The organism is Paenibacillus sp. D51F, from assembly GCF_053345695.1.
In genome coordinates this window covers 210,716-230,967 of the sequence record NZ_JBKFAO010000001.1, presented here as the reverse complement: position 1 = coordinate 230,967, position 20,252 = coordinate 210,716, and the positions used below count along the sequence as shown (strand labels likewise).

Below are 20,252 nucleotides of genomic sequence, written 5' to 3'. Positions count from 1 at the left end.
GCGGGAGGCAGGGGGAGAATCGTTCATGATTAAGCGGATTGCGGCGGCGCTGCTGCTTGCGGTTCTGATCACGGCCGCTGCCGGCTGCAGGAGCGATCCGGAGCCAAAGCCGGCAGCAGCGCCTGCAGCGGGGACTGGAGAACCGATGCGGATCACGCTCACGGATTCCTGGCTGCCCACCTCTACCGCCGCCGTCGATGTCGTCCATCGCGAGCTGGTGGACCAGTTCCGGAGGGAGCATCCCGGCTTGGAGCTGGCGGAGGATGTGCTGGACAACAACGCCTTGAAGCTGAAGATCAAGACGCTCGCAGCAGGCAACGCGCTGCCCGACGTCTTCATGGTGCTCGGCTCGGATGCCCGGATGCTGCTCGGCAACGGCTTGATCCAACCGGTGGACGGCGTTCTGGCGGCCGATCCTTCCTGGGGAGGCGGATTCAGGCCCGAGGCATTCGACGATTTCACTTTCGGCGGCAGGCGGGCAGCCTTCCCGATGCAGATTACGGCGACCTCGCTCGTATTCTATAACAGCGCCATGTTCCGCGAAGCGGGCTACGAACGGTTTCCGGGCAGCTGGGAGGAGCTTCTCCAGGCGCTGGAGAAGATCAAGAAGCTTGGCTATACGCCGATCTCGTTCGGCAATAGGGATGCCTGGGTAGGCGGCTCGTGCCTGTTCAGCACGCTGGCGGAACGTTATGTCGGGGAAGCGTGGATGAACGATGCCGTCGCCGGAACGGCCAAGTATACGGACGCCCCGTTCGTGGAGGCGCTTCGCGCCGTGCGCAGCCTGGCCGACAAAGGGCTGCTGAACGCCGATCGGGGAACGCTCGACAACGTGCAGCAGCGGGAGCTGTACTATCAGGGCAAAGCGGCGGTCGTGCTGGAGGGAGGCTGGGCCGTATCGTCGTTCGCCGCGGATGCGCCTCCGCTTGTAGCCGCGCAGACCAAGCTGGCGCTGCTCCCTGCGCCAGCCGCCGTACAGGATGGGCAAGAAGGCGGCGGCCTGACGGTATCCGGCGGTTCCGGCTGGGGCATCGCCCTCAAGGCAGGCTTGAGCGGGGAACGACTTGAGAGCGCATTGGAGCTTGTGAAGCTGCTCACCGGCTCGGAGCAGGCCAATCGGGCCGCCGAAAGCGGCGACTTGTCCAGCTCGTATCCGACCGATTACAATGAGGGCGCGTCGACGCCTCTGTTCAGGGATTATCTGTCGTTGATGCGGCAGGTGCGCCTGACGCCGGTGTTCGATGTCCGGCTGCCCGCCGATGTCACCGAGGCGATGTATGCCGGGATTCAGGAGCTGCTGCGGCCGGATTCGGAGCTGACGCCGGAGGCGCTGGCGGCAAGGATTCAATCAGCCGCAGATGCAGAGTCAGGACGATGAATGCGGAAGGGAGAAGAAGCGGCGATGATGGGAAGGGCGGGCAGCATCGGCGATTATGAGCTGATGACGATTCAAGCGGATATTTTGTTCCAGAGCGGTCGCAGGGGCAGGATGACCGCGGTCAATGAGCCGTCCGGTTCGGCGGCGCCGCTCTTTTTTCTCGGGAGGACGAGCGAGGGAGATGTGATCCGCTTCGGCGAAGATTTTCCCGACGATCAGCTGGAGGCATTTGAGCATGCGGCGGGGAGAGGCCGGACCGGGTTGGAGCTGGCGGAACTGATTCGGAGATGGAACGGAATTCGTGAATTGAAGTCGATCTGGATGGGACCGGCCTACCTGTTCAAAAATCCGGTTCAGGCAGCCGGCGGAGCCATCCGCATTGCGCGCGACAACATGCGCCTGCTTGCTCCCGGATTTCCGGGCTTGGCCGAAGGGCTGGAAGACAGGCATCCGGTTTTTGCCGTCGTCGAAGACGGGCTGGCCGTGTCGGTATGCTTCAGCGCAAGAAAAAGCTCTCTCGGAGCGGAGGCCGGGCTGGAAACGCTGCCGGGCCATCGAGGCCGGGGGCTTGCGATCCGGTGCGCGGAAGCATGGGCCCAGGCGCTGCAGGCCGACGGCCTGCTGCCGCTCTACAGCACCTCATGGGACAACTTCGCTTCGCAGTCGGTCGCCCGCAAGCTGGGCCTTCATGCATACGGCATGGATCTCCACGTTCGTTAGGAGAACAGCCGAAGGTCCTAAAGCTCTCTTTTTTCAAATAATAATGAAAAAAATTCAAAAAAGAGGACCCGTCGGGGTCCTCTTTTGCCATTAGAAAATGACATTCAGCACTAGTAACAAAGGAAAGCGCGCGTAATGATGACGAGCAGAATGAAGAGGACCAGGATCGCTGCCGTGCTCATGCCGAATCCGCCATATCCGCAGCCTACGCCTTCTCCGGCTACTCCGCCGACTCCATAAGACATTTGTCATTTCTCCTTTCGGTAGACTGAGATATCCTATGCCGGCCGTTCCGGTTATGGCTGGACTCCGGGAGAAATGGGCCTGAAAAATTCTGCTGGAGGAGATTAGGCTGACCCTAGCATAAGCACAACTATACCTCCCGTCCAAACATCGCTGCCTGTAGATACATAAGGTAGGGTAGACTCAAGTGAAAGGGGAAATGGAAGATGTCTGAAGTCGGGCGCGTCAAATCGATCAGCACAGCCGTCGTTCTGGTCCTGTTCATTCTGCTGGTCATCATAAGCGCCTCTTTCCTGAACTAATGCAGTAAAATCAGCTTCGCACATGAAGACGCGGAACGAAAGCTTCCGCGTTTTTTCTTTTTTCCATTTTTTTTCGGCATGGCGGGGGCAGCGTCCCAATTCCCCGGCAGCTGTCTATGAAAATTCGGAGTACCTTAGCATAAGCACAACTATACCTCCCGTCCAAACATCGCGCATGGGAGATACATAAGGAAGAGTAGCAAGAATGAGAGAGGTAATGGAAATATCCGAATATGGTCATGGCAAACTCAGCACAGGCGCCATCCTGGTCCTGTTCATCCTGCTGGTCATCGTCGTTAGTTCTTTCATGTACGGATCCGTTTCAAAACATGTTTCAAAGGAAGAGGCGCGGAATGCTAGATTCTGCGTCTCTTTGATTTGGTTCCGATCTTGATCTCGTTTCTTGCCACAACTCGGCAGATGGAGTTATTCAGGTTCGCCGAGAACGAATGCAGGGGATCGAGTCCTCTTTACGAATGTCTTGCTGTCCATATCGCCCGGGATAAGGAACTGTTGAAGCTGGCTTCCTTTTGCGGCGAGGGTCAGCCGGTCCCGAATTTGTTGTTGGGGGCCGTCCATTATTTGCTGCTGTCGGGCTTCGAACATAATTTAAGGGAATTTTACGGTTCCATGACGGAAGCTCCGCGAAGCTTCGGCGAGGCATTCCCTCGGTTCAAATCGTTTTGCCGCCTTCATCGCCATGAGCTGATCCCCATCGGATCGGCATCGACCTGTATACGGTCGATCTGGGCAATAAGGATGAAGATCTCTGGCTCCAGGCTCTTATCTGGCCGGAGCATGCAGGGAGAAGGAAACATTTGGACGCTGCGGCACGTCTTATCAAGAAGCGGCCCCTGATTAGATTGGAGGGAAATGGCGCGCAGCTGCTTGCTCGGGCTGCAGCTTCCATTCCATCCGATACCGCGCTCTGCGTATTCCACACCCATGTCGCCAATCAGATGGGGGCAGAGGACAAGGAGGAGCTTTTGCAGTCCATCAGGAGGCTTGCGGTTTCGATGGCTGGCCGAAGGAGAATGACGCCGGCTGAAGCCTTGAGGACAGGCAAGGAAGGAAAGGGCGGCGGGGCTCAGCAAGAAATCATGGAGGTGACGTATAAGGTTGAACAGGACAAGATTCATGGGCCTTTTCGTCGTTGCCGCCGTTCTCATTGGAGGGCTCTTCATCCATCGGATCGGTCCACGCAACCTGATCCATATGTACTCGCTGCAGACGAGCGGTCAGGATGTCATCGGGATCGGGACGGGTACAAGCGGCGCTGGACGGTATCTCACCGATTCGAACAATCCGGCATCGCTTCTGAAAGCGAGAATGGAAAACGAAGGCTGGAGCTTCGTCGAGCAGGAAGGCAGCGGGTATTTCTTTACGAAGGATGGGCGTAAAGCTCTCGTGACGATGAAGCAATGGATGCATGCCTACCATATTTACAATGTCAGTACGGGTGCAGCGGATTTGTCCGGATAACGGATTTTTTCATAGCCTTGAAGCCCGAGGCTGCTGGCCGGCATAAGGGGGATGGAAATGAACAATCGTATACGGGTTCGCCCGGCTGCCGGGGCGATGGCGTTGATCGCGTTGACGGCTTGCTTCGGAATTCTAGCGTTCTGCGGCGCAAGGGGAGCGGCAACGAAGTGCATGTCGATTCCCGAATGGGTGGATATTCTCCGTGTCAACGGGCTCTATTATGTCCATGATTCCGAAGCGTCGGCAGCCTTGCCGGATGGACGGCTTGGTCCCCGTATCGGCAGCGTGAAGTTCAAGATGGCGGACAACGCCTGCACCGACTACAAAATGAAGGACGGGGACGCCGCTTTTCTGCCGATCGGCACCGAAATTCATGCTTTGAAGGGCTACAGGCCTGACTTCCGCCTGGCAGCGGGCGGCAAGATTTATGAAGTGCGGTCCAATCCCCGGGCGAGGACGATCGGGGAGCTGATGGATATTGAAGGCAAGGTCGTCACTGTCAGCTTGCATAGCGGCATGGACGGCAAACGCATTGGGGATTTCACGACGGAAGCTTCCGAGGCTTTTCTTAAGGCTTTGCTGCCGCTGCCGCTGTTGAACGATACGAGGGAGATGTTCAAGCATGCGGGCAGCGACCGCATTCAGCTCGCTTTGCTTCTGGAGGACGGAACGAGTTCATGGATCGCCTTCTACACGGGCAACAACAGCTTTTCGGCCGGTGCCTACGGCACCGAAGAGCTGAAGCGGCTTCTTGTCGGCGAACGGGAGCGGATCAAGAAAGCGGCCGGCATGTAAAGCTCCTCCAATGGAGCCATGAGGGACGGAGCTCCAGCTCCCGTCGCATTGAGCGGGGGTGTTTGACTTCCGAAAGGGATTGGCATGCCTTGCTGCTGGGCAGAACCGCAGCTCCCGCGGCATGGAACGGCTCCGTCCCGTTTTCGCGATGGCGGCTGGATGTCCATGCAGGCTTCCAGCCCGATGCATATTGGATATAGCATCTCCCTCAAAAGGCTGTGAACAGATGCCCTCCCGAAGCATCTCCGCTTCCTGGACCGTGCCGTTCGTGCTGCCCTCGGCGCGATCCTCGTATTCCTCCGCCTGGATCGGCATCGACGGCTACAACAACAGCAGCCTGATCCAGACCGGAACCGAGCATGAATACGTGAACGGCAAAGCGAACTATTACGCCTGGTTGGAAATTCTGCCCCAGGCCGAGACGAGGATCAAGCTGCCGGTATATCCCGGAGACCTCATCGAGGCTTCCATCGTCAAGCTGAGCCTGTCCAAATGGCTCAGCCGCAGAACGGAAGCCCTACCCCAAAAAAGTGGATATAATCCCAAAACTGCCACCATTTACGGTCCTTCGAGGCCGTTTTATACTTGTTTATGTAAACGCTTACTTCAAGGGAAATGCATCCAATTTAGTTGAGGAATGGGGAGAGGAAGCATGAAGCGTAAAGCGCTAGCCTTAACATTCGCCTCTGTCATGATGACGGGGTCTCTGCTGGCCGCATGCAGCAATTCCACGCCGCCGCCGACGAGCGCGACGAACACCGGAGGGACGGCGGCAACCAAGGAGCCGGCAGCCAGCGCCGATCCTTCGGCCAGCCCGCAGCCGACCGCGAGCACCGACAGCTCCGGCGGAGCCAAGGAAACGCCGCGCAACGAGACGCTCTATATCAACGGCCTGCAGTGGGGAGCGCCGACGAACTTCAACCTGCTGAGCGGCAACCCGGCTTTTCCGATCAACTACGGCAATTCCCGCGAGCTCGTGTATGAAACTCTGTTCATGATCAACATGATCGACGGAAAGCTCGAGCCTCTCCTCGGCAAGTCGTACAGCTGGACGGATGACAAGACGCTGCGCATCGAGCTGAATCCGGACGCCAAGTGGAGCGACGGACAGCCTTTTACTTCCGATGATGTCGTGTACACCTATGGCCTCGGCAAAAAATACGAGCTCAACTGGTCCAGCTACTGGGATTACATCCAGGACGTCAAGGCGGACGGAGCGAATGCGGTCGTCATCAGCCTGAATCCTGCCAACGCCAACAAACTGACCGTAACCGAGAGCATCGAGCTGATGCCGATGCTGCCGAAGCATATTTGGGAAGCGATCGAGACGAAGTCGAACAACGACCTGGCGACGATCCGCAAGGAAATGAACGCCGATCCGGTCGGCACCGGACCTTACAAGCTCATGTTCTACAACGACCAGAAAATCTCGCTCATCCGCGACGACAACTACTGGGGCCAGAAGCTGTTCGGCAAGCTGCCTGCTCCGAAATATATCACGCATGTCATCTACAAGGACAACGCGGCTGGAGACCTGGCGTTCAAGAGCGGCCAGGTGGACGTCTCGCAGCAGTTCACGCCGCAGGTGTGGAAGATGCAGGAGAATGCTCCGATCAAGACGTTCTTGAAGGATGCGCCTTACTATTTGCCGGGATCGATGCCATCCATCTTCTTCAATATGTCGAAAAAGGGCCTCGATTCGCCGGAAGTCCGCAAAGCGATCGCGATGTCCATCGACTACAAGAAAGTGTCGCAGCTAGCCATGAGCGGCTATTCGGGCGACATGAAGCCTTCGCTGACGCTCGATACGCCATCGGAGTCCAAGTTCGTCGACCAGGACGCCATCAAGTCGCTGCAGTGGACGACGGACACCAAAGCCGCGAACGCTCTGCTCGACAGCATCGGAGCGAAGAAGGGCAAGGACGGCATCCGCGTGCTGAACGGTCAGCGTCTCGGTCCGTACGAAGTCGAGTGCCCGTACGGCTGGTCCGACTGGAACGCCGCGCTGGAGATCGTCGCACAGAGCGCCAAGGCGATCGGCATCGAGATCCGCACGAAATTCCCTGAAGCACCGGTATGGACGAACGACCTGCAGACCGGCAAGTTCGACATCATCATGAACACGCCGGCCGGCAATGTGACGCCAAGCAACCCGTGGAGCCGCGCCCGCACGATCATGTATTCCAAAGGCGTAGCGCCGGCAGGCGAGATGGCGTTCTGGAACTGGGGCCGCTATAAAAACGACAAGGCTGATGAGCTGATCGACAAGATCCCGACCGCATCCGAAGCCGACGCCAAGTCGATGTACACGGAGCTGACGCAAATCTGGCTGAAGGACGTCCCGTCCATTCCGCTGATGTACCGTCCTTGGGTGTTCTACACTGTGAACGAGACGGTCTGGAAGGGCTTCCCGGTCGACGGGGACGGCAGCAACACTCCGCCGCAGATCGCGATAGACGGGGCGGGCATCAAGGCTCTGTATAAGATTACGAACTGACTTCGGGTCGGATTGACTGTCTGGAAACGAGGCCGCTGCGCTTCCGGGCAGTCGAACCAAACCGCCGCTGCGCGTGCCGATCTCTCTTCCGATCGCGGTTGAACTCGGATGCTCTGATTGCTGACCCCTGCCAGGGTAAGCATCCTCGTTCAAAGGCGAACGCGTTGCTTCTCCAGAGAGATTCGGCCCGCTCCGCTCCGGGCAGTGGAAACGAATAGAAGCTGCGCGGCCCGCTCCGCTTGCAGCCGAACTGAACCGTCGCTGCGCGTGCCGATCTCTCTTCCGATCGCGGTTGAACTTGGATGCTCCGTATGGCTGAGCCTCGACCGCAATCATTGCCTCGCAACCACAGGGCCGCCGCAAATGCGGCCGGCCCTTTCCCTTAAAGGAAGGTGAAGCTCTTGAATGCCTATACCCGCTATTTCCTGAAGAAGTCCGGATGGTATCTCGTCACGCTGCTGATCGCGCTGATTCTTAATTTCCTGCTGCCGAGGCTCATCGAGGGCAACCCGGTCAGCACGATCGCCTCCCAGGTGTCGCAGGGAATGACGGACAGCGATTCCATCAAGAAGGTGTACGACAACTTCATGAAGGAGTTCGGGGTGGACAAACCGCTCCTCGCGCAGTTCGGCATCTATCTCCAGAAGCTCGTCACCGGCGATCTCGGAACGTCCTTCGGCCTGTACCCGCGCAAGGTGTCCGACATCCTGATGGCCGCCGTCCCCTGGACGGTCGCGCTCCAGCTTCCCGCCATCCTCGTCGGCTGGATCATCGGCAACGTGCTCGGCGCGGTAGCCGCTTACCGCAAGGGCGTCTTCGACAAGGTGCTGTTCCCGGCGGCGCTGTTCGTCAACTCGATCCCGTTCTTCACCCTCGCCATCATCATGCTGTACCTGCTCGCGATCACGCTGAAATGGTTCCCGATGTCGGGAGGCTATGATTATCAGATGGTGCCGCATTTCAGCCTCGACTTCATCCTCTCGGTGCTCCGCCACCACACGCTGCCGTTCCTCTCGATCGTGCTCGTCACGATCGGCGGCCAGGCGATCGGCATGAGGGAGATGAGCATCTACGAGCTCAACTCCGACTATGTGCTGTACAGCAAGCTGCTCGGCATCCGCGATTCCCGAGTGGCGCGTTATGTGTTCAAGAACGCCATGCTGCCGCAAATTACGGGCCTTGCCCTGTCCATCGGCACGATGGTCGGCGGCTCGCTCATCTGCGAGATCGTCTTCAGCTACCCCGGCATCGGCACCTGGCTGTTCACGGCCATCCGGCAGCTGGATTATCCGCTCATCTCCGGCTGCACGCTGCTGATCGCGCTGACGGTGCTGCTGGCGAACTTCACGATCGAGATCGTCTATGGCATCGTCGATCCCCGCATCAAGGCGTCCCAAATGGAGGAGAACTGAGATGAAGCATTCCGTAGGCATTCTGATCCGTTCGCCCAAGTTCATGTTCGGCGCCATCATGCTGCTGCTGATGGTCGCTCTTGTCATCATCGTGCCGCTGATCAACCGGGCCGACCCGCTGTCGATGGAGGCGCTGGCGTTCCAGCCTCCGGGCGGGGGGCTGCTGCTCGGCTCCGACAACTTCGGCCGCGACCTGTTCCTGGAGCTCGTCTACGGCATCCGCACCTCCATCATGGTCGGCCTCGTCGCGGGCATCTTCGCCACGATCATCGGCCTGGCGATCGGGCTGCTGTGCGGATACGCCGGGGGTCTCCTGGACAATATCCTGACCGCGGTCACGAACATGTTCATCGTCATCCCGTCATTCATCATCCTGATCCTCATCTCCGTCAGCATCAACTCCCGCAGTTCGCTGCTCGTCGCCGTCATCATCGGCCTGACGAGCTGGCCGTGGACCGCGCGGGCGGTACGCGCGCAGACGAGCTCGCTGAGGAACCGGGACCATGTCAATCTGGCTAAAATATCGGGGCACAGCACGCCGAAGATCATCGTCTTCGAAATCCTGCCCTATATCGCTTCCTACGTCGTCATGGCCTTCATCCTGCAGGTCGCATCCGGCATCCTGTCGGAGGCTTCCATCTCGATGCTCGGCCTGGGGCCGTACAATACGATCTCGCTCGGCATCATCATGAACTGGGCGCTCGTCTTCGAGGCTCCGGTCGCCGGGGCGTGGTGGGCATTCATCCCGGCGGCCTTCTCGATCGCCGTCATCACCTTCTCGCTGTACATGATCAACACCGGCATGGACGAGATCTTCAATCCGAAAATCAGGAGTGAGCGCGCATGAGCCGGAAGCTGGCGGATCTGCAACCCGAACTTGTCCCCGAGCCCCTGCGGCGCGTATTGGAGGTCGAAGGGCTCAAGACGTATTACCGGACGCGCCTGAACGAAAAGGTGTTCGCCGTCGACGGCGTCGACTTCGCGCTCGAGGAGGGCAAGGCACTCGGCATCGCCGGCGAGTCCGGCTGCGGCAAGTCGACGCTGTCGATGAGCCTGATGGGCTTTTATTTTCCGCCTCTTTATTACGGGGAAGGCTCCATCTCCATAGACGGCATCGATATCATGAAGCTCGGCAAGGAGCGGCTGCGCAGGCAGATTCTCGGCCGGGAAATCGCCTACATTCCGCAGGCGGCGATGAACGCGCTCAATCCGACGCTGAAGATCATCCGCTTCATCGAGGATCTCATGAAGGAGCATCAGCCCAAGCTGACGAAGCCGCAGGTGAGGGCGATGGCGGAGGAGAGGTTCCGCACGCTGCATCTCGCTCCGGAGGTGCTGGACGCCTATCCGAGCGAGCTGTCGGGCGGCATGAAGCAGCGGACCGTCATCGCCATCTCGACCATTCTCAATCCGAAGGTGCTCGTCGCCGACGAGCCGACCTCAGCGCTCGACGTCACCTCGCAGAAGGCGGTCATCCGCCTGCTCAAGGAGCTGCTGGAGAAGAAATTCATCCGATCCCTCATCTTCATCACGCATGAGCTGCCGCTGCTCTACCATGTGACGGACGACATCATGGTCATGTATGCGGGCGAGATCGTCGAGCGGGGCACGGCGCAGCAGATGGTGTTCGATCCTGTCCATCCTTACACCAAGCGGCTGATGGGCTCCATCATCGTCCCCGAGGAAGGCATGAAGGACCACAAGCTGTCCGCCATCCCCGGAGCCCCTCCCAACCTCAAGAACGTGCCGGAAGGCTGCCGCTTCGCGGAGCGCTGCGATTTCGCCCGGGAAGAATGCCGCAGGGGCAGCATTCCGATGCGCGAGGAGGCCGGCAGGACGTACCGCTGCATATTCGGCGTGGATACCTTGAAGGAGTGGTATGCGGATGAAGAAGTTCAGCGATAAGGACATTCTGCTCGCCGGGGTCAGCGTCACCAAGGTATTCGGCTACGGCAAAAAGAAGAAGACGGCCGTGCGCGAGGTGGACTTCGCCTTCCACAAGGGCGAGATCATCTCCATCGTCGGGGAGAGCGGCAGCGGCAAGACGACGCTCGCCAAGATGCTGCTCGGCCTGCTCAAGGAAACGAGCGGCAGGATCGAATACGAAGGAGCGCCGAGACGGCTGAAGGGGCATAAGGAGCGCCGGAACTATTGGAAGGACATCCAGGCGATTTTCCAGGACCCGTTCTCCTCGTTCAATATGTTCCACCGGGTCGAGAAGCTGCTGCGCGACTGCATCGCCCTGCAGAATCTGCAGCTGACCAAGGAGGAAGAGCGAAGGCGGATGATCGACGCCTGCTCGTTCGTCAACCTGAAGTTCGACGAGCTGTACAACAAGTACCCGTTCGAGCTGTCCGGCGGGCAAATGCAGCGGCTCATGATCGCGCGCATCTTCATGATGCGGCCGCGCATCCTGATCGCCGACGAGCCAACCTCGATGATCGACGCCTGCTCCCGCTCCACCATTCTCGATATGCTCATGAAGCTGCGGGAGGAGAACGGGATGACGATCATCTTCATCACGCATGACGTCGGGCTGGCCTACTATGTGAGCGATACGCTCTATATTATGGAAAAGGGGCGCATCGTGGAAAAGGGGCCGGCGGAGAGGGTCATCCTGCAGCCGCAGCATGCCTACACGCAGCAGCTCATCGCGGATGTGCCGAAAATCCATGAGGAGTGGAATCTGGCTTGAAAAGAAGCCGGGAATAAGCGAACAAGCCATTTCGGCCCGAACAGGTCGGAATGGCTTGTTTGCTGCAGCATGAGCGCCCCTGGCGGCTTCCGTTTATTGCTGCCGGTGTCTTTTCCGCTGAAGGGACACATAGGCGGCCGCTGATGCGACGAGCAGCGCAAAAATGCCTGCGGTCAGAAGGGCATAGGGACGGGAGCTCGAGAGATGTCCCGCGCCTGATTTTGCAGAGGCGTCCTCTTCATTTTTGCTGCCGTCATATTTCGCTTGATAATCCGCCTTCAAATAAAGGCCGCCGCCGTTCCGGACGGCTAGGGCAAGCTTTGGATCGACGCCCTGGATTTCGAAGTAAGCGGTGCCGACGGGATAGCTGTTGGAAAAGTTGCCGGAGCGTCAGGCTGTCGTTGAGGTAAGATTCAACTCTTGCTAGCCGCATAGCGTAAGCTGTTCCAGCCGTGAAAGGCTGCTTCTGCTTCATCTCGGCTTCTGCTTCATCCGCTTGCATGGGGCGCGAAAAAAAGCCTTTGTCGGGGACAAAGGCTTTTTTCTGGTTGCCAAATGATCGTTCTAGATCCGAGACGGTTCTCATGGAGCTTGAAGCGCACAGTCCAAGCTTCTCCTATTGCTCCTATTCCGCCTATTGCTCCTACTGCTCCTGCTCCGACGTGCCGGACAACGGCCGCAGCCCGTTCGCCTCGCGGACAAGCGAGAAATACTGATCCGCCCGGACGGCTTCGAATTCAGGCCCGAGAGAGCCGTTCAAGGCGGCGACGTCCGTCGGGGTCATGTTCCAGGCGAGCAGGCCGAGCGAGATGAAGAGAGGCGACTTGCCGTCCCACTTCGCCTTGGCTTCCGCCAGGACGCGCTGGCCATCCTTGACCGTGCCGATGCCCTGGATCGTGGAGATCGGCAGCTTGTTCTTCGCCAGCTCGACACCATAGCGATCCTCCCAGCTGAGGAACAGGCCGGGGGCGTGATACTCGTCGGCATAGGCGTTGGCCTTCGCGTCGCTGAGTGGAACGTTTTCGCTGTCGATGCGGTTCAGCACATACGGGATCGTCATGCCGGTTTTTTTCAGGTATGGATAGGTTGCCTTCAAATAGGACGGGAAGGTGCTGTCCGGCCAGGCGTTCGCGTAGAAGTAGCCGGCTCCGGAAGGTCCGGAGATGAGCTGGTCGCTTGGCGTCGCCGTCTTCAGGTAGTAGTCCAGAATGGCCGGAGCGCCGTCGTACAGCAGCGGGCTGGACGTCCAGTTGAGCGGCACCTTGCCGCGTGAAGGATCATCCCACAGGACGCGCATCCGATGCTGGTTGTACTGGAAGTTGTCGCCTTCGCTGAACGTATAGGTGACGTAGATTTTGTTCTGCAGTTTCGGGGCTTTGGCCGCCTTGAGCGGCGCCGCCGCCGATCTGCCGCCCGAGAATACGGTCATGTTGCTGAACCAGTCGGCGGCAAGCACGTACACGCTATGCCGGGAGGTGATCTCCACGGAGCTGAATTCACCGACGGTATCGTTGCTGAACCAGCCGAGATAAGGGGTGCCGGGCTGCACATCCGACAGGATGCGCTCGAACAGCTCCCGCTGCGCCGGCACGTTGGAGTCGAGCCAGAATACCATCGCCTTGTTCGCGACGGCGTAGTCGCGCAGGTAGCCGTAAGGCTCCTTCTGCTCCGAGGATGCCGGCTGCTCGCTGCCGGCGCTGACCTTGAACTGGTTCCACATCTCGATGGATGTCGTCAATTGCTTGGCGCCTGCCGGAGGCGTGAAGCGGTAGACGAAATAACGTCCGTTGTCGGCGAAGCGGTGGCCGCCGCTGCCGGCCGATACCTGGGAGCTCTGGGCGTCGTACAGGAACGGCTCCTCCTCGGGAGTGCCGGGAACGAAGCTCGCGATCGTCTGCCCGTCGGCCTTGACGGTGACCTCGTGCACGGCCGGACCCCAGCCGTCCTCGGGGAAGGCGTCGTCGAAGCGGAGATAGACCGATTGCTGGCCGAGGAAAGGCGACAGGTCGAGGTCATATACCTTGCGGTTGCCCGCGTCCCGCTCCTGCGACGTCTCCTGCGCGACCGTCTTGTACGAGGCTGGGATGCCGGTGGACGGCAGGCGGATGGACGTATCGGGACTGAGGCCGACCAGCATCCGATGGGTCGTCTGGCTCCATAGCTGCTCGTACTGCCAGGTGTAAGCATCGAGCCGGTCCTTGAAGCGCCCCTGCAGATCGTCGAGCACCTTGAAGGAATAAGGAGAAGCCGTCAGCTTTTTAGCCAGCTCGGGGCTCGCGACGACCGCATCCTTGATTCCCGCCAGGGTGGTCGCCACGTTGATGGAATCGGGTACTTCAGGGTCATAAACGATAATGCCCTTGACCTCGCTTTTGAACTTGTCCAGCAGCGACCATTCGTTGTCGCGGACTTTGTAGGGGACGTCGAGATCGTTCAGCCAGGCGAACTTGCCTTCTTCCTTGCTCTCGAGCAAATAAATGCGCGGCTCGCTGCGGTTGACGAGGCCCTGGAGCGTGGCCAGAAGCAGCTTCACATCGCCGGGAGCGTCATAGATATCCGCCACTTCAAGCTGCCTGGCCTTGGCGAAGCTGGGGAGCTGCTGCTGCTGGGGCCAGGAAATGGAACCGGACGGGGAGCGATCCTCCTTCCGAGCATCCGGCTCGGCGGAAACGGCGAAGGAGAAAGACAATGTGCAGGCCAGCGCAAGACTGGCTGCCGCAAGCTTTCGAATCATCACGAAACACCTCTTTTGATCAGAATAGGTTGCTTTCCAAGCCTTGTTCGGGAGATCGGTCCCTGCGCTCCCGAGGCTCACCTCCTTGAGAGGGAGTGGCGAAACGCGTCAGCGATTTGAATGCGCTTGCATTTATATTAAATATATTATACATATATAATTCAAGATCTTCGACAAAGATTGTTCGGAAAATGCTCCGAAAGGCTGAGGTTTAGTTCCAGCGAAGCAAAGGGCTGGAGAGGAACTTGCGGCTCTGTACCCAGGAAGGAGGAAAGGAAAACGGTTGCGCAACGATAAGCAAGAATATATTATATATACAAATATCGAACCGAAACTGGTGATGGAAAATGAGCTCGACAGATCGAACTCCGCTGTATCAGAAAATTCAGGATTACATCCGTGATCTTATCGATTCGAACGAGCTGAAGGAAGGCGACCGGATCCCGACGGAAAAAGAGCTGATGGACCGGTTCAACGTGAGCAAGATCACGGTCGTCAATGCCTTGTCCGGCTTGGCCAACGAGAAGCTGATCACCCGGGTGCCCGGACGCGGCAGCTTCGTGAGCAGCCGGTCGCCGGAAGAGAGCGCCGCGGATGCCGCGCCGCTGCAGCCGGGCGCAGCCGCACCGGCTCCGGAGCGGGGTGCCGGCGGCCGCCGGACGGGCCTGATCGGCCTCGTCATGCCTTCCATCGACGACTATTTCGCCATCCGGCTTATCGACGGCGTGCGCATGGCGCTCGAGGACAAGGGCTACCGGAGCGTGATCCTGCTCTCCGGTGGCCAGGTGGACAAGGAGAAGGAAGCGATCAAGACGCTGAAGGAAATCGGGGCCGAGGGGCTGCTGATCTTTCCCGTGGACGAGGAACAGTACAATGAAGAGATTCTCGCGATGAAGTTCTCCGGATTTCCGTTCGTTCTGATCGACCGCTATCTGCCCGGGGTGGAGACGAATTACATCGCCGCCGACGGAAGGATGGGCACGAGTCTGGCGGTGGACCATCTATGGGAGCTCGGGCATCGCGAGATCGCCATCTGCTCCGACTCGCCGATGCAGACCGTTACGGTCCAGGAGCGTCTCGAAGGCTATATGAACGAGCTGAAAAACAAAGGGGCGCTTATCAATCCCGCCCATATGATTACCGGTTTCCGGGTAGAAAGCCTCAAAAAAGCGGAGACACATCCGTTGTTCCGGTATATCCGCAACCGGATGGCGACCGCTTATATCACGCTGAACGGGCGGCTCGCGGTGCAGATCTACCAGATGGCCCTGCAGGCGGGGCTGCGCGTGCCGGAGGATCTGTCGATCGTCAGCTTCGACGATCCGACCTCGATCGTGGAGGAATTCAGCATGTTCACGCATATCCGGCAGTTCGAATTCGATATGGGCAGCCGGGCGGCGGATAAGCTGCTGGAGGTCATCCGCAAGGGCGAGGCGGGAGGCGGCTACACGAAAACGCTGCTGGAGCCCGAGCTCGTCATCCGCCAGACATCGGGCCCGCCGCTTTAGGGATGCCGGACGTTTTACCATGGACCGTTCCGATGCATGTTCCGACGCATGCCGCGCGCTCCCTGCAGACGGCTCCTCGCCTTCAAGGCGGCGGAGCCGTTTTTTGATTGCGCTGCTTTGCAGATTCCGGTTCCTTCAAGGGACCGGTTTTTTTTATTCCTTTAATTTCTAAAAACATATTGAACATATACAATAGATATATTATAGTTGGTTTGAGCTTGGGGAAAGAACTAGAGGCTAAGTCTGCATAAAGGAGTCGGTTAAAGCATGCCATACGAAGTCATCCGGCCTGAACAATTGAGAGGCGTGCTGGGACGCCTGCAGGCGAGCATATACGAGCCGGTCGCCGAGCTTGCCGTATCGGCTTGGATAACGCCCGAGCCGGTGCCGTACGAGGAGCGCCGGTCGGGCCGGCTCGTCCAGCTTCAGCCGGGAGAGCGCTGGGGAGAGCTGTGGGACTGCGCCTGGTTCCATTTCTCCGGTTCCGTGCCGGAGTCGGCCAAGGGCGGGAAAGTCGTGCTGCTCATCGACGTGAACGGCGAGCTTTGCCTGGTGGACGAGGACGGGTCGCCGGTCCAGGGACTGACCAACATCAATTCTGAGTTCGACCTTTCGCTCGGCTTGCCCGGCAAGCGGGTCGTGCATGTGAGCGAGCGCTGCAGCGGAACGGAAGCCATCGACCTGTGGGGCGATGCGGGCTGCAACGACCTGTTCGGCCGCTACCGCAGCGGCACGCTCAAGGAAGCGGTCGTCGCCGTCTGCCGGGAGGAGCTGCGGCAGCTGTACTACGATTTCGAGGTGCTGCTGGAGACGGCGGAGCGCCTGCCTGCCGGCTCCGCTCGCAAGGAGCGGATATTCCGCACGCTGCATGACGCCTCGCATCGGCTCGCGGGCTTGACGGACGAGGAGATCGCGCAGGCGCGGAGCCTGCTCGGCGAGCAGCTCGCCAAGCGCGGCGGCGATCCCGTGCTGACGATCAGCGCCGTCGGCCATGCGCATATCGATCTGGCGTGGCTCTGGCCGATCCGGGAGACGATCCGCAAGGGAGCCCGGACGTTCTCGACGGCGCTGTCCATGATGGAGCGCTATCCGGATTATGTGTTCGGAGCGAGCCAGCCGCAGCTGTACGAGTGGATGAAGATCCATTATCCGAAGCTGTACGGACGGATCAAGGAACGCGTAGCTGAGGGCCGCTGGGAGCCGCAGGGCGCGATGTGGGTCGAGTCGGACACGAACGTTCCGGGCGGAGAATCGCTCGTGCGCCAGCTGCTCTACGGCAAGCGGTATTTCCAGCAGGAGTTCGGCCAGGAGATGAAGTCGCTCTGGATGCCGGATGTGTTCGGCTACACGGCCAGCCTGCCGCAGCTGCTGAAGAAAGCCGGCGTCGATTACATGATGACGCAGAAGCTGAGCTGGAGCGTGTACAACCGCCATCCGCACCACACGTTCCTGTGGGAGGGGATCGACGGCTCGCAGGTGCTGACGCATATGCCTCCCGAGGATACGTACAACAGCCCGGCGGCGCCGCGCTCGATCGTGAAGGCGGAGCAGGAGTATTTGGACAAAGGCATATCCGACCGCGCGCTCATGCTGTTCGGCATCGGCGACGGCGGCGGGGGGCCTGGAGAAGAGCATCTCGAGCGGCTCGCCCGGGAGCAGGATCTGCTCGGGCTGAGCCCGGTCGAGCAGGAGCCGTCCTCGCGCTTTTTCGAGCGGCTCGCCGAGGGCTCGGAGCGTTACGAGACGTGGCGCGGAGAGCTGTACCTGGAGAAGCATCAGGGGACGCTGACGAGCCAGGGCCGGAGCAAGCGCTACAACCGCAAGCTGGAGAAGGCGCTGCGCGAGCTGGAATTCGCCGCCGTGCTCGCCGAGATGGCGGACGGCAGTCCGTATCCGGCCCGGGAGCTGGAGGAGATCTGGAAGGAAGTGCTTCTCTATCAATTCCACGATATTCTGCCGGGCTCCTCGATCAAGCGGGTCTACGACGAATCGTTGGAACGGTACGCCGTGCTTCTGGACAAAACGGAACGAATGACAGAGGCGGCTTACGCCAGCGCATCCGGCGGCGCATCCGGCACGGCCGTCTTCAACTCGCTCCCTTGGGAGCGGGAGGAATGGCTCCGGCTGGACGGCCGCTGGCAGCTCGTGCGCGTGCCTGCGATGGGCTTCGTCTCGGTGGAGGGAGCCGCTTCCGGGGCGGAAGATGCCGCCGGCTTCCCTGACCTGCGGGCTTCGGCCGAGAGCCGGGTCATCGAGAACGGGCTGCTGGCGCTGGCCTTCGATGCGGAGGGCGGCATGGTCTCCATCGTCGACAAGGAAGCCGGCCGCGAGCTCGTGCAGCCGGGACGGGGCGCCAACGCGCTGCGCGTCTACTCCGATGACGGAGACGCCTGGGACTTCCGCCAGGATTACCGGGCTGCAGGAGGAATGGCGCTGCGGCTTGAGGAGATCGAAGCGTTCGCCGACGGGCCGAAGGCCGGCCTGATCATGCGGTATGCTTTCGGCAGCTCGACCCTTCTCCAGCGGGTGATGCTGACGGACGGCAGCCGCCGGATCGACTTCGAGACGAAGGTCGACTGGAAGGAATCGGGCAAGATGCTCCGCACGTCGTTCCCGCTCGGCATCCGCTGCGATTCCGTCAGCTGCGACATCCAGTTCGGCTATCTCAAGCGGCCGACGCATCGCAACACGATGTGGGATTACGCCAAGGACGAGATCTGCGCCCATCACTACGCGGATCTGTCCGAGCCCGATTACGGCGTGGCGCTGCTCAACGACTGCAAGTACGGCCACCGCGCCGAGGGCGGCGAGCTGGATCTCAACCTGCTGCGCAGTCCGTCCTATCCCGATCCGGAAGCCGACAGGGCCGAGCATGAGTTCACCTATTCCCTGTATCCGCATTCCGGCGACCATGTCCAGGCGGGCATCTACCGGCGCGGCTACGAGCTGAACGTGCCTCTGCGGACTGTGGCTGCGGCATCGCCGTCCGTCCGGTCCTCTCAGGACGGTGCCGAGCTGACAACGGTGCAAGCTGCGGCGGTGTCCGCAGGCGCCGCCGCAGCCGAGACAGCGGCAGCGGCGGATGGGCCTTCGGCGGGAGCGGCATCCGGCTGGCAGGAGGGACGCTCGTTCCTGCTGCCGGACCATCCGCACGTGATGGTGGAGGCGGTGAAGCGCGCCGAGGATGACGGAGATCTCGTCGTCCGGCTGTACGAGACGGCCGGCACTCGGCTGAGGACTACGCTGCAAGCGGGCTTCGCTCTCTCGGAAGCGTGGCTGGCCGATCTGATGGAGCAGAAGCAGCACCCGCTGGAAATAACCGGCGGAGCGGTCGAGCTTGCCTTCGATCCGTTCGAGGTCAAGACGCTCAAGCTGTCTCTCCAGCCGTAACCGTCCGGCCGACCGCGCCTTTCGGCTGGCCGCCGATTATTTGACCGCCGTTCTGCGAAGCCGCGGCTTTGCCTTTGCGGACCGATTCATCCGGAGACGCGGCGCCTGCCGAACGACAGCGGGCGCCGTCCGATCCGGCCGTTCCACAACCGACAAGGAGGTTGAATCCCATGATGGCTAACCCGCTGCTGAAGCGGATCTGGCGGCACAAGCTGTTCTATCTGTTCATGCTGCCCGGCATCGTCTGGTTTTTCCTGTTCTCCTACGTTCCCCTCTACGGCATTCAAGTCGCCTTCCGCGATTTCCGGTTTTCCGGCGGCTTTACCGGCAGCCCGTGGGCCGGCCTGAAATACTTCCATCAATTTTTCGATTATTACCAGTCCAGCCAGCTCATCCGCAACACGCTGCTCATCAGCGGCCTCAAGCTGCTGATCGGATTCGCGATGCCGATCCTGCTGGCCATTCTGCTCAACGAGGTTCGGATCCTTAAATTCAAGAAAACTTTGCAAACGCTTTCTTACTTGCCTTACTTCGTCTCCTGGGTCGTCGTCGTGACGCTCATGCAGCGCCTGCTCACTCCGTACGGCGGTCCGGTCAACGATCTGCTCCTCTCCTCCGGCGCCTTGAAGGACCCTGTCCAGTTCCTCAACAACACCACCTGGTTCTACCAGATCATCGTCGGCTCCGACGTCTGGAAGAACATCGGGTGGAACTCCATCATCTACATGGCCGCCATCGCCGGCATCGACCAGCAGCTGTACGAGGCGGCGAAGATCGACGGCGCGGGCCGGTTCCGCCAGATCTGGCATGTCACGCTGCCGGGCGTCCGCAACATCGCGGTCATCCTGTTCATCCTCGCCACCGGCAGCCTCATGAGCGCGGGCTACGAGCAGCTGCTGCTGCTGAACGGGCCGGCCACCGCCGCCATCGGCAGCGTGCTCGACGTGCATGTCATCAGCTCCGGCATCGGCGAAGGGCGGCTCAGCTATGCGGCCGCAGTCGGCCTGTTCCAGAGCTTCATCGCGCTCGTGCTGATCCTGACCGTCAACCGGATCGCCCGCAAGGTCAGCGACGTATCCCTTTTCTAATCCGAAAG

The 20,252-nt window shown here is 60.0% G+C and carries 17 protein-coding genes and 1 pseudogene; 15 read left to right on the top strand and 3 right to left on the bottom strand.

Annotation, left to right across the window (positions count from 1 at the left end):
• Nucleotides 1-25: 25 nt before the first annotated feature.
• Nucleotides 26-1,378 carry an ABC transporter substrate-binding protein gene (locus tag ACLBWT_RS01090; protein WP_447661268.1) on the top strand — a complete coding sequence of 451 codons (1,353 nt, stop codon included), beginning with the start codon at nt 26-28 and terminating at the stop codon, nt 1,376-1,378.
• A 24-nt stretch (nt 1,379-1,402) separates the two neighbouring features.
• A complete protein-coding gene (locus tag ACLBWT_RS01085; protein ID WP_447661267.1) occupies nt 1,403-2,098 on the top strand; it encodes a GNAT family N-acetyltransferase in 696 nt (231 codons plus the stop codon).
• A 110-nt stretch (nt 2,099-2,208) separates the two neighbouring features.
• Here the strand turns inward: ACLBWT_RS01085 and ACLBWT_RS01080 are convergent, their stop codons facing one another.
• Nucleotides 2,209-2,343, bottom strand: a complete 135-nt coding sequence (locus ACLBWT_RS01080; protein ID WP_447661266.1) for a YjcZ family sporulation protein — start codon at nt 2,341-2,343, stop codon at nt 2,209-2,211.
• A gap of 720 nt (nt 2,344-3,063) precedes the next feature.
• Here ACLBWT_RS01080 and ACLBWT_RS01075 point away from each other — a divergent pair.
• The 10 genes and pseudogenes from ACLBWT_RS01075 (at nt 3,064) to ACLBWT_RS01030 (ending at nt 11,524) form a co-directional block, all read left to right on the top strand.
• Nucleotides 3,064-3,501 (top strand): DUF2332 family protein, encoded by a 438-nt coding sequence (locus ACLBWT_RS01075; protein ID WP_447661663.1) that lies wholly within the window; start codon nt 3,064-3,066, stop codon nt 3,499-3,501.
• Nucleotides 3,418-3,596, top strand: a pseudogene (locus ACLBWT_RS01070) (DUF2332 family protein); the annotation flags it as partial. The gene ACLBWT_RS01075 and the pseudogene ACLBWT_RS01070, both read left to right, overlap by 84 nt.
• A 166-nt stretch (nt 3,597-3,762) precedes the next feature.
• Nucleotides 3,763-4,125, top strand: a complete 363-nt coding sequence (locus ACLBWT_RS01065; protein ID WP_447661265.1) for a hypothetical protein — start codon at nt 3,763-3,765, stop codon at nt 4,123-4,125.
• Between the two features lie 57 nt (nt 4,126-4,182).
• Nucleotides 4,183-4,920: a hypothetical protein gene (locus tag ACLBWT_RS01060; RefSeq protein WP_447661264.1), complete on the top strand. Its 738-nt coding sequence runs from the start codon at nt 4,183-4,185 to the stop codon at nt 4,918-4,920.
• Between the two features lie 226 nt (nt 4,921-5,146).
• On the top strand, nt 5,147-5,554 hold the full coding sequence (locus ACLBWT_RS01055; RefSeq protein WP_447661263.1) for a G1 family glutamic endopeptidase: 408 nt from the start codon (nt 5,147-5,149) through the stop codon (nt 5,552-5,554).
• Nucleotides 5,555-5,572: 18 nt separating this feature from the next.
• Complete coding sequence (locus tag ACLBWT_RS01050; protein WP_447661262.1) at nt 5,573-7,417, top strand: ABC transporter substrate-binding protein; 1,845 nt, start codon at nt 5,573-5,575, stop codon at nt 7,415-7,417.
• Between the two features lie 401 nt (nt 7,418-7,818).
• Entirely contained in the window at nt 7,819-8,829 is a 1,011-nt protein-coding gene (locus tag ACLBWT_RS01045; RefSeq protein ID WP_447661261.1) for an ABC transporter permease, read from the top strand.
• A gap of 1 nt (nt 8,830) precedes the next feature.
• Nucleotides 8,831-9,676, top strand: a complete 846-nt coding sequence (locus ACLBWT_RS01040; protein WP_447661260.1) for an ABC transporter permease — start codon at nt 8,831-8,833, stop codon at nt 9,674-9,676.
• Complete coding sequence (locus ACLBWT_RS01035) at nt 9,673-10,734, top strand: ABC transporter ATP-binding protein (RefSeq protein WP_447661259.1); 1,062 nt, start codon at nt 9,673-9,675, stop codon at nt 10,732-10,734. Before ACLBWT_RS01040 ends, ACLBWT_RS01035 begins: the two co-directional genes overlap by 4 nt.
• Nucleotides 10,715-11,524 (top strand): ABC transporter ATP-binding protein, encoded by an 810-nt coding sequence (locus ACLBWT_RS01030; RefSeq protein ID WP_447661258.1) that lies wholly within the window; start codon nt 10,715-10,717, stop codon nt 11,522-11,524. The genes ACLBWT_RS01035 and ACLBWT_RS01030 overlap by 20 nt, the downstream gene beginning before the upstream one ends.
• Nucleotides 11,525-12,167: 643 nt before the next feature.
• Here the strand turns inward: ACLBWT_RS01030 and ACLBWT_RS01025 are convergent.
• Complete coding sequence (locus tag ACLBWT_RS01025; protein ID WP_447661257.1) at nt 12,168-14,258, bottom strand: GxGYxYP domain-containing protein; 2,091 nt, start codon at nt 14,256-14,258, stop codon at nt 12,168-12,170.
• Between the two features lie 347 nt (nt 14,259-14,605).
• Here ACLBWT_RS01025 and ACLBWT_RS01020 point away from each other — a divergent pair, with 347 nt between their 5' ends.
• Together ACLBWT_RS01020 and ACLBWT_RS01015 are read left to right on the top strand one after the other, a co-directional pair.
• Nucleotides 14,606-15,766 (top strand): GntR family transcriptional regulator, encoded by a 1,161-nt coding sequence (locus ACLBWT_RS01020; RefSeq protein ID WP_447661256.1) that lies wholly within the window; start codon nt 14,606-14,608, stop codon nt 15,764-15,766.
• 267 nt (nt 15,767-16,033) lie between these two features.
• On the top strand, nt 16,034-19,156 hold the full coding sequence (locus tag ACLBWT_RS01015; RefSeq protein WP_447661255.1) for an alpha-mannosidase: 3,123 nt from the start codon (nt 16,034-16,036) through the stop codon (nt 19,154-19,156).
• Here the strand turns inward: ACLBWT_RS01015 and ACLBWT_RS01010 are convergent.
• Nucleotides 19,134-19,328, bottom strand: a complete 195-nt coding sequence (locus ACLBWT_RS01010) for a hypothetical protein (RefSeq protein ID WP_447661254.1) — start codon at nt 19,326-19,328, stop codon at nt 19,134-19,136. The genes ACLBWT_RS01015 and ACLBWT_RS01010 overlap by 23 nt on opposite strands.
• Here ACLBWT_RS01010 and ACLBWT_RS01005 point away from each other — a divergent pair.
• Nucleotides 19,327-20,244, top strand: a complete 918-nt coding sequence (locus ACLBWT_RS01005; protein WP_447661253.1) for an ABC transporter permease — start codon at nt 19,327-19,329, stop codon at nt 20,242-20,244. The two genes, ACLBWT_RS01010 and ACLBWT_RS01005, sit on opposite strands and share 2 nt — an antisense overlap.
• The last annotated feature ends 8 nt before the right edge of the window (nt 20,245-20,252 follow it).